Source organism: Virgibacillus dakarensis, from assembly GCF_900155625.1.
GTDB lineage: Bacteria > Bacillota > Bacilli > Bacillales > Amphibacillaceae > Lentibacillus_C > Lentibacillus_C populi.
Map to the genome: position 1 here is coordinate 1581750 of NZ_LT732553.1, position 17812 is coordinate 1599561.

Sequence of the window (17812 nt, forward strand, 5' to 3'; positions counted from 1 at the left end):
GAGGCTGACAATGTGTTGTCAGCCTCTTTCCTTATACAAACGGCAGTATAAACAGCGAAATAAGGATGGAAACGGCGCCAGCAATAATAGCCGTCATTCCAAGCGTATTTGCACCTCTGCTCCTGGCGATAAATCCTACAATAATCCCTGCACCACCAAGAATAATGGGCAGCCAGAAGAAGGATACAATGGACAATGCTAATGCAACCCAGCCATATGTGCTGCTTGCATTCGTATCATCATCGTCTTCTATTCGTGATGGTGTGTCAAGATCATCGGCAGTTAATTCTGCTGCCGTTTCCTCATCATTTGCTTTTCGTGTCGGGTTGAATGCTGATGGATTTTGACCAGTTAAATTTGTTCCAACAATATCCTGGTCGTCTTGTTGTTCCCCTTGATTATTCTGAGACCTGTTCTGGTAACGCTCAAAATCATCCATAAACACATACCTCTCTTTCCCTGTAATTGAGGTGCATCTATAGTTTATGGATACTTTTCTAATCTAATGGTGTTACTTTTTGGAAAACGCTCCTATATGGCAGGGAACATTTTCAAGAGCAAATCATACAATAAAGAAGCATTAGAAGGTAAAGGAGTCTAAAGATGTCAACGTTTATCAAAGAATTAATAGCGAAAAAGATTTCCCAGCTATCCCCTGAAGAACTTTTAACGTACAGTAAGCAATATGGTTTTTCAATTACGAATGCACAAGCTAAAACGATAACAACATACTTAAAAACCCACCATATTGATCCGTTCAGTGCAGATAACCGGGCAAAAATGCTGCAGGAATTAGCAAGAATAACCGATCTGAATACTGCCAAAAAAGCCCAAAAACTGTTTAATGAAATCGTTAAATCTCATGGATTAGAATCATTATTTTATTAATGTGAAGGAAGCACACTAGCCGCTGGGTGCTGGAGCTGGACGTGGCCTACTCTGGGAGGAGCAGAATAGAGATTTTTACACTTTTTTATCTTTAAAGAAAGGGAATAACGCTTGAGACGTTATTCCCTTTTCTTCTTAATTATTGGTCCATTATTTTTCCTTTTAAATCTTCATCGAATTGCTCAGCCTTAATCATACTTATTTCAAATTTGTAGGGAGGCTTTTTATTTTTCTTATCCTCCCCAACGTATGGTGTCTCCAAAATTTTTGGTAAGTCCGTTAATTGTGGATGATGAATGACATAATTAAGTGCTTCAAACCCAATATGGCCAAACCCGATATTTTCGTGGCGGTCTTTATGTGCACCACGTTCATTCTTACTGTCATTAACATGAATGACCTTCAGACGATCCAATCCGATAATCTTATCAAATTCATTTAATACACCATCAAAATCATGTACGACATCATACCCTGCATCATGAATATGGCATGTATCCAAACAAACAGACAGCTTCTCATCCAATGTAACACCATCGAAGATTTTCGCCAGCTCGTCAAATGTCCGGCCAATCTCCGAGCCTTTTCCTGCCATTGTTTCAAGGGCTATTTGGACATGCTGATCTTTATGAAGCACTTCATTTAAACCTTCAATAATTTTTTCAATTCCTGCTTCAGCACCAGCTCCAACATGTGCACCAGGGTGAAGGACAATTTGTTTCGCTCCAATTGCTTCTGTACGCTCAATTTCGTTACGTAAAAAGTTAACTCCAAGTTCAAACGTTGCGGGTTTCGTTGTATTTCCGATATTGATAATATATGGAGCATGCACAACGACATCAAGGACCCCGTTTTCCTTCATATGCTCTTTTCCCGCTTCAATATTTAACTCGTCAATTGGTTTTCGTCTTGTATTTTGTGGTGCTCCGGTATAAATCATCAAGGCATTTGCACCATAAGATACAGCTTCTTCACTTGACCCTAATAGCATTTTTTTCCCGCTCATTGATACATGTGATCCGATTTTCAGCAAAACGTTCACCTCTCCCTTTCACATATCTATTTTATTTTTTTCTTTTATTATTTTTCACCAACTGCCGTTTGATTTGGTCTTTTTGTTTTCTCATTTTTTTCTTATAGCCTGGTTTTACCTTTTTTGCTTTTCGTACCCGTTTCCAAGCTTCTTTTTCAGCGTTCGTTTCCATCTTCACCCGAAGATTTCGGTCATTCCACGCCTTAATCTCCTGCCACTCGCCATTTTTAACATTGTAGAATGTAAAGGTAAGCCCTTTTCCCTCTAATTTTTCGATCAGCTTGATATCCTGATCGTCATACAGGCTGATAGCCGTACCTTCCATTCCAGCTCTGGCAGTTCGGCCGACACGGTGCACATAAAAATCCTCTTCCTTCGGTAACTGTGCATTAATCACGTGGCTGACACCTTTAATATCGATTCCCCTTGCTGCTAGATCGGTTGCAACAATATACTGATACCTTAGATTCTGGATGTCCTTTAGTACCCGCTTTCGCTCCCTCGGGGATAAACCACCATGAATTAAACCTGTTTCCAGCCCCTTTTGCTGAAGCGCAGCTGCCAGTTCATCTGCGGCCTCCTTGCCATTGGTAAAAATAATGGCTAAATAAGGATTAATAGCTCCAGCAATATCCAGAATAACAGCTGCCGGATCACGATGTTTTAAAGGGATTAACCGGTGTTCGATCGTTTCCGGTGAAAGCGAATCATCCAGCTTAACATGTAAAGGGTTATCCAAATATTTTTTGAAAAAATGTTCAAGCCGTTGGGGAATCGTTGCCGAGAAAACAAGCAACTGGATATCTTTCCTGCAACGGACTAACAGCTGATCTACATCATTGATAAAACCTAAATCAAGCATCAAATCTGCCTCGTCAATTACAAAGGAACGAGCAGAATAGAGAGAAATTGCTTCTTCCTTAACCAAATCCAAAATTCTTCCTGGCGTTCCGACAATGATATGTGGAGGCTCTTTCAGTTTCTCTATCATTTTTTGTTTATCAGTACCACCAACGAGTAATTTGGCTTTCCATTGATGGTCTTTACCAGCGTAATGAATAATTTTCTTTACTTCTTCATGAATTTGCATAGCAAGTTCCCTGGTCGGTGCCGTAATAACAAATTGTACCTCTCGGTTACTCACGTTGATTTGATTAAACAGGGGTAATAGATAGGCATGTGTTTTGCCTGATCCGGTATGAGACTCTCCGATCACACTCTTCCCTTTTAGAACAGCAGGAATAACCTGTCGCTGTATTTCAGTTGGCTTTCGAAAATGCAAGTTCTCCACTACCTCCATTAAAACCGGATGAAATGCAAATTCACTGAAGTTATTCATTTCCATTAAACGTGCTCCCTTATTATATATTTACCGTAAAAGCGCTACGGAAAATTAATCTCACTTCCTTTTAAATAAAGCGAAATGGTTCGGTATTTGCCTCTGAAATAATAATCTGGATGTCTTGCTTGTCAAACCGTTGTTCCAGGTACTGTTGGACCTTCTTCTTCATTACTTTTTCAACATGGTGTCCAGGATCTATTACAGCAATTCCCATTTGCCAAGCATCCTGTGCCGTATGAAATGTCATATCGCCTGTAATATATGCGTCAGCACCTTTAGCCTTGGCAACATGTATATATTTTTCCCCGCTCCCCCCGAGAATGGCAATCTTTTTAATCTGTTTGGTCACATCCCCGGTTACTCTTACATGTGAGATGTCCAGGGCAGTCTTTACATGTTCACAAAGCTCGTTTAAACTCATACCTTGTTTTAATGTACCTATTCGCCCAATCCCATACATTTTCCCCTTATTTTCCAATGGATATATGTCATATGCCACCTCTTCATATGGATGCCTGTCGGTAACCGTTTTTACGACGTTCGTTATTCTCTCTTCCGGTACTATTGTTTCTATTTTTACTTCTTCCACCATAGCCAATTCGTTTTCTGACCCGATATAAGGGTTTGTCCCTTCAAGCGGCTTAAATGTACCCCGGCCTTCTGTTTGAAATGTACAATGGCTGTAATTACCGATGTGACCCGCACCGGCCTCTGAAAGTGCATCCATAATGTCTTCCGTATGCGTACGGGGAACAAATACACTGAATTTCACCAGTTTCTCCGTATGTGATTCCAATAGAACGTCCTGCTGATTGATTCCTATTGTATCACAAAGTATGTCATTAACGCCTCCAGTTGCTGCGTCAAGATTGGTATGTGCTGCATATACGGAAATATGATGCTGGATTAATTTCTGGACAATTCGGCCTTGAACCGAATCCAAATTCAACTGCTTTACTGGTTTAAACAGTAGTGGGTGGTGGGCAACAATTAAGTTTACCTGTTTATCAATTGCCTCATCCACGACTGACTCAAGCACATCTAACGTTATCATCACTTTTTTTACCGGCCTGTTAAAGGCACCAACCTGTAAGCCAACATTGTCCCAATCGTATGCCAGCCATTTTGGAGCCCATTGTTCCATCGCTGAAAACACATCGGCATTCTGAACGGTATTAGACATTATGCAAAACCCCCTCTATCCAAGTTAATTCTTGTTCAAATTGAACTATCTTTTCCTCATTTCGGATGGTGGCATGTTTCATTTGTTTGATAATTCGTGTTAACTTATGGTGCTCATACTGCCATTTCTTTAAAAATGCGTGAGATTGTTTTGTTAATAATACAGGTCCAAACAGTAATTCACGCTCCGTCCATTTAGGTAACGAGGAACTATCTTTACCACCATTATCTGCTACGATTATCTCATAAAAATGGCCATTTTCCTCTATCAATTCTTCATCCACAATTCGATAGTTGTTGATTACCAGCCATTTCCTGACACCTTTTGCATTAACATTAGGCTGGGCAATGATCCGCTCCATATGTTCCAGCTTTTCCTTCCCATCCTCCAAAATAGAATGAATTAGTGCGCCACCCATTCCGGCAATGACCAGTTGTTTCACTTCACCACTATCAATCACTTCTAAGCCATTACCTAAACGTACATCAATCCTGTCAGTTAATTGATAGGCGTGTACAGTTGCTTTCGCGCTGTTATACGGACCATCATTCACCTCACCCGCAATTGCTTTTGCCTTGTTATCCTGCAAACATACAAAAACTGGCAAATAGGCATGATCTGAACCGATATCAGCGAAAACAGCTCCTTCAGGTAAAAAGAAAGCAACTTGTTTTAATCGATCGGAAAGTGTTAATTGTTGCGCCATTGTCTTCTCCTTTATGCAGGATAAAAGAAAGCTTTCTGTATGTATCAGAAAGCTTTCCCCTGTAGTTTATGTTTGTTATCCGCTATTTTTTCTCTGAAAGCCATTTTGCCAGTGCCTCTGCCTGATCATCCGGTACTAATCCCGCTGGCATTTGTCCTTTACCATTCAGGATTGTGTTTTTAATTTCATCTTTGGACAGTTTACCGCCAACCTTCTGCAGGTTTGGTCCCATTCCGCCAGATAAATCAGCACCATGACAGCTGGCACAAGTATTTTCAAAAATAGCTTCCGGATCGTCTGTTGAGGCGCCCTCACCTTTATCTTCGGCACTTTGTTGTGTATCCCCGCCTTCTTCTGCCTTTTGAATAGCTTCACGCTGGTCAATACCCACAATAGATATAACTATTACTAAAGCTATCCCTATTACGGCAATAAGTGCATAAGGGATGACTGGGTTTTTCTTCATCCGTATTTTCCTCCTTATGTATCCCCTTATTCAGTTTATAAAAAAAGACTATCCTTATTTTACTCGAAATTGCATGTAGTTTAAAGGAATAAGATGTGAAAACTTACAAAACATTATATACCGTTTTAAAAATAATGCCGGTAATACCGGGCAGTTCCAATGGCTTTATGCCAAAATCAGCCAGTAATCAAATTTTGTCATCATACGCTATTTGCACGTACCATGCATATTCGGGGAAGTTTTCCAGTTCCTCACTCCACCGCTTTGACCTCTCTGTGACACACGAGACATGCTATATTGATGTTCTGTCGACCTTCTCAATCGACTTTTGCCCACAGACTGATAATATAATCTGAAAAGCGTATCCCTTTTTTCAAAGGTCTATCCAGCTAAAACGAAAAACCGCAAAATAAAATTAAGATATTGAGTTGCAATATCAGATGAAATTTCGTAAAATAGATAACAAGGAATGAAAACGGTACCAAAAAGCAACTGTAATATAAATTGGTTAAATGAACTTATGTTTAATTTTAGCCATTTGGCAAGATGCACAAGAAGATAATTACAACATACGTTAGGCGATAACTTATGACTTTTCCGGTCTGTCTGTCCCTAATGATTGTTGCAATCGATTCTCCTTCCATACACCTTTTTATCCAAATGGTATCTGCAATCAGATCGTAAAAAAATAATGCGCAGTCATTGATCCACAGCCGTGTCCAATGACTGAACGATAGTTTATTCAAGAAAGTCCTTTAACCGTTTACTGCGACTAGGATGGCGCAATTTGCGCAGTGCTTTTGCTTCGATTTGGCGGATTCTTTCTCTTGTTACACCAAATACTTTACCAACCTCTTCCAAGGTTCTCGTACGCCCGTCATCAAGCCCAAAGCGCAAACGTAATACATTTTCTTCCCTATCAGTTAACGTATCCAATACGTCTTCCAATTGTTCTTTCAGCAACTCATATGCAGCATGATCTGAAGGAGATATTGCTTCCTGGTCTTCAATAAAATCGCCCAAATGCGAATCATCCTCTTCACCAATTGGTGTCTCAAGTGACACGGGTTCTTGGGCAATTTTTAAAATATCCCGAACTTTATCAGGAGATAATTCCATTTCTTCGCCAATTTCCTCTGGAGTTGGTTCGCGGCCAAGATCCTGCAATAATTGGCGTTGAACACGGATTAGTTTATTAATTGTTTCTACCATATGAACAGGTATACGAATTGTTCTTGCCTGATCAGCGATCGCTCTTGTGATTGCCTGGCGAATCCACCATGTAGCATACGTACTAAATTTGAATCCTTTGCGATAGTCAAACTTTTCGACAGCTTTCATTAGTCCCATATTACCTTCCTGTATTAAATCCAGGAACAGCATGCCTCTGCCTACATAGCGTTTCGCAATACTAACAACCAGACGTAAATTTGCTTCAGCAAGTCGTCTTTTGGCCTCTTCTTCGCCTTGTTCAATCCGGTTTGCCAGTTCAATTTCTTCTGAAGCTGATAATAAATCAACCCGGCCAATTTCCTTCAGATACATTCGTACCGGATCGTTAATTTTGATACCAAGTGGAACGCTTAAATCATTTAGATCAAATTCTTCTTCTTTTGCTATTTGCTGCATCTTGGGATCTTCTTCAGACTCACCGATTACTTCAACACCTTGCTCATTCAGGTACTCATAAAACTCGTCCATTTGATCTGATTCTATTTCAAATCCGGACAATCTGTCGGCAACTTCCTCATACGCAAGGACACCGCGTTTCTTTCCTATTTCCAGCAATTGATCCTTTGCTTGATCAAGTGTTAACTCATTTTGATTGTCTTTTGTTTGTGCACTTTTTTCTTCAGCCATGAGTCCCCCTCCTTTCATACTTCTTAAAAATCAAATTGGGCTTTTTAACTGTTTTTGTATTTCAATGATTTCCATAGCAATTTGCGCAGCTTTTATTGGATCACTTTGCTGTTCAGCTAATCGTTGTTTTTCTTTTAACACTTTAATGGTTGCCATATCACTATTTTCGGCACGAATGATCCGTATATAATCATTGATCTCTTTATCACTAATATCTTCAACTACAGGCATCATTGCGATTTCAATGACAATCTGAATGATTTTTTCATCATTAAGCCTGTCAACAAATAGACTGACATCTGCAGGATGCCCTTCTTCGTAGTAAGCATACAAATGTGTTGTAATAATTTTATGCTCTTCCAAATTAAAGGAACCGCCAACTTGCTCTTGCACTTTATCAGCTATTGCTGTATCTTTCAACATATATGCAATAAGTTGTCGTTCCGCATTATGAAATGCAGGTAAGAGCTTTTTGTTTTGATGAATATCTTTTGCATTATTAGTAGTATATCTTTTCTTTTCCCTCTTATCCTTATTAATCCCCATATTTTGCCGGATTTTGAGGATTTCCTGATTTAACGTATCCATTGTTAAACCATATTCCCTGCTTAATTCCTTTACATAATATTCCCGTTCCACAGCATTATCAATCACCGCCAGTTGTTTTAAAACAATTTCCAGATAGTTTATGCGATCTCCTTCAAGGTTTAAATTATAATCTTTTTTCATATATCGCATGTAAAAGCTCATATAGGTGTCGCTTGCTTTGATCACTTTGTCGGTAAATGCATTAGCGCCGTATGCCTTAATATAGTCATCTGGATCCATTCCATCTTCCATTCGGGCAACCTTAACTTTACACCCTACTTGCCTAAGAAGGTTGGCAGCTTTATAAGCTGCCTCAGTACCAGCATTGTCGGAATCATAACAAACAACTACTGTATCAACATACCTTCTTAATAACTTTGCCTGATTTTCGGTTAGGGAAGTACCTAACGTAGCGATGACATTTTTGACACCTGCCTGAAATGCTGCAATAACGTCCATATATCCTTCAAGCAGTATTGCTTCACCACTGGAACGGATATGTTTTTTGGCCTGATCGAAATTATACAAGAGCTTTCCTTTTTGGAATAGATCACTTTCCGGGCTGTTCAAATATTTCGGCTCCTGACCGGCAATTGCCCGCCCGCCAAACGCTACCGTCTTACCTAAATGATTGCGAATCGGAAAAATGACCCTGCCCCTAAAACGGTCGGCTACAGTATCGTCATCCCGTAAGGATAGTAAACCAGCCTTGACTAATACCTGTTGATGAAACCCTTTTTTTTCAAGAAATTCGGCTGTAAAATCCTTCACATTCGGGGCAAATCCTAATTGGAAAAGATCAATCGTTTCTTGCTTAATGCCCCGATCAATCAGATATTGGTATCCCTCTTTCCCATCCTTCGTAAATCGCAGCAGGTGATGGTAAAGCTTTTGCAGCCATTCATGAGCAGAGAGAATACTTTGATTTTCCTCCGATAGTGAACTGTTTTCGCGCATACCCATTTCGGGCAGTTTTACACCGCTTCTGTCAGCCAGGAATTTAAGTGCTTCATAAAAGGAGTAACTCTCCATTTCCATTAAAAATGTTACAACATTTCCACCTTTTCCACAGCCGAAGCAACGAAAAATTTGTTTGTCCTGGGTGACGGAAAAGGAAGGAGTCTTTTCCCCATGAAAAGGGCACAACCCCATATAGCTTCTCCCCTGTTTTTTCAACTGTACGTATTCGCCAATGACGTCCACAATGTCATTTGCTTTTCGAATCCTTTCAATTACATCTTCTGGAATTTGTTTAGGCATATGAAACCACCATACTATATTAATATTCGAGATTGTTTAAGAAAACCCTTCACGATTCGACAAATATTTTTTATTACTTGAAAAAAATTTCCTTCTATTGTTATGAGAAACTAAGAAGGACTTCTTCATGTATATGCCGTATGAAGGAATTTTTTGCACGTTTTTCTCATTAGTTAAGAAAGTATAAGAATCCAGGCTCTATTCCACTCATGTCAAAGTAAGCCACGTCCGGCTCCAGCGCCCAGCGGCTAGTATGCAACACCCGCCTCCGTACGATAAGTCAACATCGGTTCGGGTAGGAAGGTAGGCCGACTAAGAACGGGCTTTGCGCCCAACGTCGGCATACCCCTTTTGCAGGGGCATGTTTCCTTTATCTCCTACGGTAGGAATGTTCGGTTAAAACCACCGCTCCCGGCGGCAACACCGAACCACCCTGCTTGGCAGGGCGCAGCACATACGCCGCTAAACGGGCGCTTACGCCTTTGTTCTTAAATCATTGTCAGCTTGGGTGATTATTGTTAATGGAACCAATATTCGTTTTCCATATTTATAAAGTTCTACATAGCCGAAACAGAATCCTTCCTAATTAGCAATGTTTTATTTTTCTGATTATGCCCCTTTAGCCATACATTTTTCACACAAAAACTAATTATAATACAAGCCTTTTAAAATTGCTATTAAAAAATACTGTTTCATAAGAAAACATTCTAACCTTACTTCAGGCAGAATGCTCTCCGATAATATGAAAAACGCTTTTTAGTTTTGTTTAATAATCCGTAAAATGCTGTTTGCCGTTTCTTCCACTGCTTTGTTTGATACATCAACAACTCTACAGCCAATTTTTTCGACTATTTTATCAAAATAATGTAATTCCTGATGGATCCTGTCCATATGCGCATATGTCGCCTGATCACCCAACCCCAAAGCTTTCAGTCTTTCTCTGCGAATATCATTTAATTTCACCGGATTGATCCTCAGGCCGATACATTTTTCCGGACTTACTTCAAACAATTCTTCAGGCGGATCTACTTCTGGAACAATTGGTACATTCGCAACCTTTATTCGCTTATGGGCAAGATATTGCGACAAAGGGGTTTTCGATGTCCGTGAAACACCGATTAGAATAATATCTGCCCGGGCTATTCCACGTGGATCTCGTCCATCATCATACTTTACAGCGAATTCGATAGCCTCCACCCGTTTAAAATAGTCTTCATCCAGCTTATGAACAAGGCCAGGCTCAAGCCGCGGTTTACCAAACAACCGTTCCATGGATTCCATCATCGGTCCCATTATATCAATTGCTTCCACGTTAAATTTTTTCGCTTCCAGATTCAAATAGTTGCGCAGTTCAGGATCAACCAGTGTAAAGCCAATAATACCCTGTTGCTCTTTTGCCAAAATAAGCACTTCATCAATTGTCTCTTTATCTTCTACATAAGGTATACGTTGAATTTTATATTCGCCATTATTAAATTGGCTCAGACCAGCTTTTATTACCAAATCTGCTGTTTCACCAACAGAGTCAGATAATACATAAACTAATGGTTTTTCTCCCATCACTATTCCTCCCCCTCTAGGTTTCAAAAAATTGCCGAATTGGATCTTGAAGGTCGAGACAGCTTAGCTCTTGGCACCGGGCTTGCCCAGAAAGTACTGACTTCTCCGTTGGCTATTATCGCGGGCGGTTTTAGCGGAAGATCCCTTGCTGCCAACTCTAGCGTTCGTCACTTATTATTTGCTGACTTTTTGAACATCCTCTATACATGTCCATCTGTAATTAGTTCAACGAAAGCCTTGGTTATCGTTGTTTTTGTAATACGTCCAACAATCTCCAAACCAGCGTCCGTATCTTTGATTACCGGTAATCCATCTATTTGCTTATAAATTAATTTTTTGGCAGCTTCTAACAGTGGATCTTCTCTCCTGCACACCGTAATATTGGGCATTCGTGTCATAATAATGTGCACTGGTATATCGTTTAAATCCTGTTTGCCGATGCTTGCCCTAAGCAGATCCTTACGTGAAAGAACTCCTGTCAGACAAGCGTTGTTATCAACAACAAATAATGTCCCAACATCCTCTAAAAACATTGCTGAAATAGCATCATAAACGGATACACTTTCCTTGACAACGATCGGCACAGATTGATATTCGTGGACTTTGAACTTTTTAATTTTTTCAGTTAATAGCTCTGAACCCGTTTTTCCTGTAAAAAAATAGCCAACACGCGGTCTGGCATCAAGAAAACCTGCCATTGTTAAGATTGCTAAATCAGGACGTAATGTTGCCCGTGTCAAAGACAACCGATCGGCAATGTGTTCACCAGTAATTGGGCCATTTTCCTTGACTATTTCAATTATTTGTTCCTGTCGCTTTGATAGTTCCACCTTTTCACCACCTACTCGGACAATATGACATACTAATCTTCACAATATTATATACCATTTGCCACAAAAAGAATATCAGGTTGTAGAGTTATCAGAACTAAGGCGCAAGCGCCCGTTTAGCGGCGTATGTGCTGCGCCCTGCCAAGCAGGGTGGTTCGGTGTTGCCGCCGGGAGCGGTGGTTTTAACCGAACATTCCTACCGTAGGAGATAAAGGAAACATGCCCCTGCAAAAGGGGTATGCCGACGTTGGGCGCAAAGCCCGTTCTTAGTCGGCCTTCCTTCTTACCCGAACCGATGTTGACTTATCGTACGGAGGCGGGTGTTGCACACTAGCCGCTGGGCGCTGGAGCCGGACGTGGCTTATCCGGTTATTAAGTTATCTACAGCCGCAAAATTTTATAATTTCCTAGACGACTAAAAATGCTGTTTCCAGCTTATTTGCGTCATATCGGCATAATCATAAATTAATGCCGCAAGTGAATGAAGCAATGCCAGACGATTGTTTCGTACTGCTTCGTTATCTGCCATCACCATATTATGTTCGAAAAAGTTATGAATTTCCTCCGTCAGACCACTTAATTGCAGTAAAGCCTGTTCTGCATCCAAGCTGTCTTTAGCTTGCTGGTAGCCAGCCTGCACTTCCTTAAACTTCTTATATAAAAAGGTTTCGGAAGGTGTTTCAAACAACCGGCTCTCCACAGCAGTACTTTCCGCTTTTTTTGCTAAATTCAACACACGGGTAAATGCCTCTTCGGTTTGTTTAAAGTCAGCCTGGTTACGTTTTTCCGACAGGTTGCCTGCTTTGGCAATGGTATAGTCCACAACGCCAATCGCTTTTGATAATACCGCCTGAATGATATCTATTTCAATATTTGCCTCTTTTAATAAATACGTTGCACGTAACGCTAAAAATTCATGTAACTCCATTGCTGTTTTTTCTATATCGCCCTGTTCAATATCAAGCGATTGATACAATTTCAGCGCTATATTCAGCAATTGTTCTACTGAAATTTTCCATTTGCCACTTTGCAGAATTTTCAACATACCAACAGCCTGCCGCCGCAGTCCATAAGGATCCTGAGAACCTGTCGGAACTAATCCAACCGAGATACAGCCAACAATCGTATCCAGTTTATCAGCAACACTTACAATCGCCCCTTCAATTGTTTCCGGCAGCTGGTCTGTTGCATGTCGTGGCAAATAATGTTCGGCAATTGCTTTTGCAACCGTCTCATCTTCACCAAAGTTGATGGCGTATTTCTCGCCCATTATCCCTTGAAGTTCCGTAAATTCATTAACCATATTTGTCATCAAATCAAATTTACTAATTTCAGCAGCCCGGACTGCTTTTTGTTTGCTCGTATCATCAAGTTTCAATGTCTCCGCGATTTCTTTTGTAATTTGGATGACCCGTTCCACTTTATCATGAATTGTACCTAACTTATCCTGAAAGACGACTTTGTTCAGTTTTTGCAAATAAAAATCGATCGGATGCTTTTGATCCTCTTCATAGAAAAATTGTGCATCAGCGAGCCGTGCTTTCAATACTTTTTCGTTCCCTTTAGCAACTGTCTCTAGCTGATAGATATCGCCATTTCTGACCCCAATGAAATAAGGCAATAGGTTTCCTTCAGGGGATTTAACAGGGAAATAACGCTGGTGTTCTTTCATGGACGTGATTAACACTTCAGGTGGCAAATCCAGAAAACTATCAGCAAATTCACCAATAAATACAGTTGGATATTCAACCAGGTTGCGTACTTCCTCAAGCAGGTCGGGATCAATTGGAATTTGCAATCCTTTTTCGTTTTCCATTTTTTTTATTCCATCGGTAATCAGCTTTTCGCGCTTGGCAGGATCAGCGATTACAAAGTTTTCGGCAAGCTTGACAATGTATTCCGCGGGGTGGGTAAGTGTGATCCTGCCTCCTAAAAAACGATGCCCGTATGTTTCGTTATCTGATTGAACATGGGCAATCGTAAACGGAACAACCTCACTGCCATATAATGCAACAAGCCAGCGAATTGGTCTTGCAAACCTGAGTGTTTCCGTTCCCCAGTGCATATTTTTAGGAAATTGCAAGGATAAAACAATGTCCCTAAATGCCGGCAAAAGTTTAATAGTCGGGTTTCCCTCGATATATTTTTTGACAAAAATGTATGATGTACCTTTAATATCCTTTGTATAAATATCATCGGTTGTTTTGCCTTGGCCTTTCGTAAACCCAATCGCCGCCTTTGTCCATTCTCCATCCGCATTACGTGCTATTTTTACAGCCGGACCTTTTACTTCCTCTTCCACTGCAGTCTGTTCTTCGGCCATGCCGTGAATCAGTATAGCAAGTCTCCTTGGAGTAGAATAAGAAGAAATGGAGTCGTAGGAAATACGTAATTCTTCTAACCACTTTTTTGTTTTAGCTGTCAGCTGATTTGCTGCATCATCAATGAAGCGTGCAGGTAATTCTTCCAGTCCAATTTCAAATAACGCGTCTTTCGCCATTATTTATGCTCTCCCTTCAGCATCGGAAATCCAAGTTCTTCGCGTTTGGCTACATATGCCTTTGCAATTCCTTTTGCCAAATTACGGACACGCGAGATATATCCGGTTCGTTCGGTTACGGAAATAACTCCTTTGGCATCTAGCAAATTAAACGTATGCGAACATTTTAATACATAGTCATATGCCGGGAATACCAGCCCTTTTTCCATGGTTGTTTTTGCTTCTTTTTCGTACATCGCAAATAATTCAAACAGCATTTCTGTATCGGATTCCTCAAAGGTATAGGTGGAATGTTCGTATTCCGGCTGCAGAAAGATATCTTTTACCGTTACGCCATCCGTCCATTCCAGGTCAAATACATTTTCCTTATCCTGGATATAAGAAGCCAGTCGTTCCAGTCCGTATGTTAATTCAACAGCAACCGGGTTTGCTTCCAGGCCGCCAATTTGCTGAAAATACGTAAACTGGGTAATCTCCATCCCATCAAGCCATACTTCCCATCCAAGTCCGGCAGCACCAAGTGTTGGATTTTCCCAATTGTCTTCAACAAATCGGATGTCATGCTCTAATGGATCGATTCCAAGTGTCTTTAGTGAGTCGAGATAAAGCTCCTGGATGTTTGCAGGTGATGGCTTCATAATGACTTGAAACTGATGGTGCTGATATAAACGATTTGGATTTTGACCATATCTGCCATCAGCTGGACGCCTTGAAGGCTCTACATAGGCTACATTCCACGGTTCCGGGCCAAGACTTCGTAATAGTGTCATTGGCGACATGGTCCCTGCACCTTTTTCTACATCATAAGCTTGCATTAAAAGACAATTTTGCTCTGCCCAATGTTTTTGCAATGTTAAAATCATTTCTTGAATGTTCATGTTATTATTTCCTCCCAATTATTAAACCGAATCCAAAAGAAAAAATCCGTCCCTATGTCATGTTTCCAAGACATAGGGACGGATTTTTGCCCGCGGTTCCACCCTATTTGCTCCTAATCAGAGCCACTTTATCCGAAATTGCTCAGGAGCGCCTTCCCTGTAATCCTATTATCCAGCTTCCACCATTCTGGACTCGCTATAAATAGCAGTTACAAGTACTTTTTCTCCATCACAGCAATCTTATATCACTTGAAAATTATGTACAAATCATACTGTATTTTGTCGTTTATGTCAACAATATTTACTTATCAAGAGATTAAGAAATTTATCAGTTGGAATCACTGGTTATCAAGATGGGCCACGTCCAGCTCCAGCACCCAGCGGCTAGTGGACTTCCCTCGCCTCCGTCCGATAAGTCAACATCGGTTCGGGTAAGAAGGAAGGCCGACTAAGAACGGGCTTTGCGCCCAACGTCGGCATACCCCTTTTGCAGGGGCATGTTTCCTTTATCTCCTACGGCTCAGTCCAGTCCATACGCCGCTAACCGGGCGCTTCCGCTTTTGTGTTTTACCTGAACTTGTCAAGCTGTTTTAAAAACTTTTTGGATTTTATGTAATATCCGCCAAACCGGTCATAATAAGCATCGAGCAGTTGTCTGATAAGCCGTATGTTTTCTTCCTTCATTGATATATTGCCAATTCGTTCAAGCCCTACACTACTGAACAGATACAAAAGCCTTGCCAGTTTATTTGACAATGGGATTGCTTCATTATCAAGATGTAAACACCTTCTGCATAACAGTCCACCTTCTGGAATGGAAAAAGAAAACGGCGCTTCTGTACTGCCACAATGGACACATTGATTAACAGTTGGAGCGAACCCGCCTTTTTGATACAATTTCATTTCATACATGATAATTGGAATCTCCGCACTATCATGACCAGCAATCCAGTCAATAGTTAACAGAAGCTGATTATATAAATAATGATCAGGCTTTTTTTGATCCACAAGTTTATCTGTCAATTCAACAATATAAGCCGCATATGCCGTTTTGACAATATCTTCACGAATCGATCGTAAAGAATTTAGCATCTCACCTTGCTGAATCGTACTTAACCCCGAATTCAAATAAACTAAAAATTCCCCATGAATGAATGGCTGCGTAACGGCAGCCATTCTGCTCTTTGGTTTTTTTGCGCCTCTGGCAATGGCAGCAAATTTCCCGATCGTTTTACTAAATATCGTAACTATTTTATGTGTTTCACCATAATCTTGCGTTTTGATAATAATTCCTTCCACTTTTTCGAGCACATAGCTTCACCTTTCTTTACCAGATCCTAAACTTTAAATATGTGCTACAGGTTGGTATCGAGTTGTGATAGTTCTTCGTCACGGTGTTTAGTTTGACCATTTACTTTTGGTTCTGTTTCCAACTCTTTCAATAATAAATAGGTTTCAATGTTCCCCGTTTGACTAAATAATTTCCACGTAAAGTCGATCACAAGAAACCCCGCCTTTCTATATAACATTTGAATTGGTACTTTTTGAACCTCTCCCTATTATAATGACCACACTTCCGGAATGAATGAGTTTTAAAATTTACCATGTTTAATATTCATCACTGCGAAAACCCAACTCTCGCAGTTGGCTCTGTCTGTTTCGCCAATCCTTTTGCACCTTTATCCAAAGCTCTAAGTACACCTTTGTTCCAAGTAAAGCTTCAATATCGGCACGAGCCTTTTTACCAATTTCCTTCAGCATACTCCCATGTTTCCCAATTAAAATTCCTTTTTGTGATTTTCTTTCTGTGATAACCGTTGCCTGAATAAATATAGCGTTTGAGTCCCGTTTTTCAATATTCTCAATTACAACTGCGATAGAATGCGGTACTTCTTCCCTGGTTAACTGCAGAACCTTTTCCCGAATTAATTCACTAATAATAAAACGCTCCGGATGGTCCGTTACCTGATCGTCGGGATAATACTTGGGTCCTGATGGCAAATGCGCCTTTAAAACATCAAGCATATGGTCCACATTATTTCCTTGTAACGCCGAGATTGGAATGATCTCCTCAAAGTCATATTTCCCTTTATATAATTCGATGAGTGGAAATAAGTCATCCGGATGGATTAAATCAATTTTGTTGATAATGAGAAAAACCGGTTTTTTAACTTGCTGCAAGCGGTCAATAATATATTGATCACCCTTGCCATAGCCCTCTTTGGCATTAATCATAAACAATATTGCATCCACTTCATTTAAGGTATTTTCGGCAATTTGCACCATAAAGTCGCCAAGCCGATGTTTAGGCTTGTGAATTCCAGGGGTGTCAATAAATACAATTTGTGCATCATCTTGTGTCAGAACACCCTGAATTTTATTGCGTGTTGTTTGTGCTTTATCACTCATAATGGCTATTTTCTGGCCAATCACCCGATTTAAGAATGTCGATTTCCCAACATTTGGCCTGCCTATTATCGCAATAAAACCCGATTTAAAGTTATTTTCCATTGTATATCCTCCGGTGCCCTCTATATTTATTTCGTTGTGTAAATACTATAATACTACAAAAACAGTCCACTTTCATGTTATCGACAAAAGCTTTAAAAAGTTTTTCTTTTTTCTCAATTTATGACATAAGTAAGCACCAATCCTGGGTGTTAAAGCTCACCGTGGCCCTCATGATATTCAGTAATCTACAGCGGATTAAGTTTATAA

At 40.3% G+C, this 17812-nt stretch carries 16 protein-coding genes and 1 other annotated feature; of the genes, 1 reads left to right on the top strand and 15 read right to left on the bottom strand.

Annotated elements, in window-relative coordinates:
- Positions 1–31: 31 nt before the first annotated feature.
- Positions 32–439: a DUF4190 domain-containing protein gene (locus CZ382_RS08035; RefSeq protein ID WP_088050659.1), complete on the bottom strand. Its 408-nt coding sequence runs from the start codon at positions 437–439 to the stop codon at positions 32–34.
- Positions 440–603: 164 nt separating this feature from the next.
- Here CZ382_RS08035 and CZ382_RS08040 point away from each other — a divergent pair, with 164 nt between their 5' ends.
- Entirely contained in the window at positions 604–888 is a 285-nt protein-coding gene (locus CZ382_RS08040; protein WP_088050660.1) for a DUF2624 domain-containing protein, read from the top strand.
- A 139-nt stretch (positions 889–1027) separates the two neighbouring features.
- Here the strand turns inward: CZ382_RS08040 and CZ382_RS08045 are convergent, their stop codons facing one another.
- From CZ382_RS08045 to era, 14 genes are all read right to left on the bottom strand, one after another.
- Positions 1028–1921 carry a deoxyribonuclease IV gene (locus CZ382_RS08045; RefSeq protein WP_088050661.1) on the bottom strand — a complete coding sequence of 298 codons (894 nt, stop codon included), beginning with the start codon at positions 1919–1921 and terminating at the stop codon, positions 1028–1030.
- Between the two features lie 31 nt (positions 1922–1952).
- On the bottom strand, positions 1953–3266 hold the full coding sequence (locus CZ382_RS08050; RefSeq protein WP_088050662.1) for a DEAD/DEAH box helicase: 1314 nt from the start codon (positions 3264–3266) through the stop codon (positions 1953–1955).
- Positions 3267–3330: 64 nt separating this feature from the next.
- A complete protein-coding gene (locus CZ382_RS08055) occupies positions 3331–4446 on the bottom strand; it encodes a Nif3-like dinuclear metal center hexameric protein (protein ID WP_088050663.1) in 1116 nt (371 codons plus the stop codon).
- Positions 4439–5152, bottom strand: coding sequence for a tRNA (adenine(22)-N(1))-methyltransferase (locus CZ382_RS08060; RefSeq protein WP_088050664.1), 714 nt, complete (start codon positions 5150–5152; stop codon positions 4439–4441). The genes CZ382_RS08055 and CZ382_RS08060 overlap by 8 nt, the downstream gene beginning before the upstream one ends.
- Before the next feature lie 82 nt (positions 5153–5234).
- Positions 5235–5618, bottom strand: coding sequence for a cytochrome c550 (gene cccA / locus CZ382_RS08065; protein ID WP_088050665.1), 384 nt, complete (start codon positions 5616–5618; stop codon positions 5235–5237).
- 738 nt (positions 5619–6356) lie between these two features.
- Positions 6357–7478 (bottom strand): RNA polymerase sigma factor RpoD, encoded by a 1122-nt coding sequence (rpoD, locus tag CZ382_RS08070; RefSeq protein WP_088050666.1) that lies wholly within the window; start codon positions 7476–7478, stop codon positions 6357–6359.
- Between the two features lie 30 nt (positions 7479–7508).
- Entirely contained in the window at positions 7509–9326 is a 1818-nt protein-coding gene (dnaG, locus tag CZ382_RS08075; RefSeq protein ID WP_088050667.1) for a DNA primase, read from the bottom strand.
- Between the two features lie 756 nt (positions 9327–10082).
- Positions 10083–10886 carry a pyruvate, water dikinase regulatory protein gene (locus CZ382_RS08080; protein WP_088050668.1) on the bottom strand — a complete coding sequence of 268 codons (804 nt, stop codon included), beginning with the start codon at positions 10884–10886 and terminating at the stop codon, positions 10083–10085.
- A 200-nt stretch (positions 10887–11086) separates the two neighbouring features.
- Complete coding sequence (locus CZ382_RS08085; RefSeq protein WP_088050669.1) at positions 11087–11716, bottom strand: helix-turn-helix transcriptional regulator; 630 nt, start codon at positions 11714–11716, stop codon at positions 11087–11089.
- A 415-nt stretch (positions 11717–12131) separates the two neighbouring features.
- Positions 12132–14216 (bottom strand): glycine--tRNA ligase subunit beta, encoded by a 2085-nt coding sequence (glyS, locus tag CZ382_RS08090; RefSeq protein ID WP_088050670.1) that lies wholly within the window; start codon positions 14214–14216, stop codon positions 12132–12134.
- Positions 14216–15094 (bottom strand): glycine--tRNA ligase subunit alpha, encoded by an 879-nt coding sequence (gene glyQ, locus CZ382_RS08095; RefSeq protein WP_088050671.1) that lies wholly within the window; start codon positions 15092–15094, stop codon positions 14216–14218. The genes glyS and glyQ overlap by 1 nt, the downstream gene beginning before the upstream one ends.
- 71 nt (positions 15095–15165) lie before the next feature.
- Positions 15166–15336, bottom strand: a binding site (T-box leader).
- Positions 15337–15661: 325 nt separating this feature from the next.
- A complete protein-coding gene (gene recO, locus CZ382_RS08100) occupies positions 15662–16405 on the bottom strand; it encodes a DNA repair protein RecO (protein ID WP_088050672.1) in 744 nt (247 codons plus the stop codon).
- 44 nt (positions 16406–16449) lie between these two features.
- On the bottom strand, positions 16450–16596 hold the full coding sequence (locus tag CZ382_RS08105) for a YqzL family protein (RefSeq protein WP_088050673.1): 147 nt from the start codon (positions 16594–16596) through the stop codon (positions 16450–16452).
- 106 nt (positions 16597–16702) lie between these two features.
- Positions 16703–17605, bottom strand: coding sequence for a GTPase Era (era, locus tag CZ382_RS08110; protein WP_088050674.1), 903 nt, complete (start codon positions 17603–17605; stop codon positions 16703–16705).
- Positions 17606–17812: the final 207 nt, after the last annotated feature.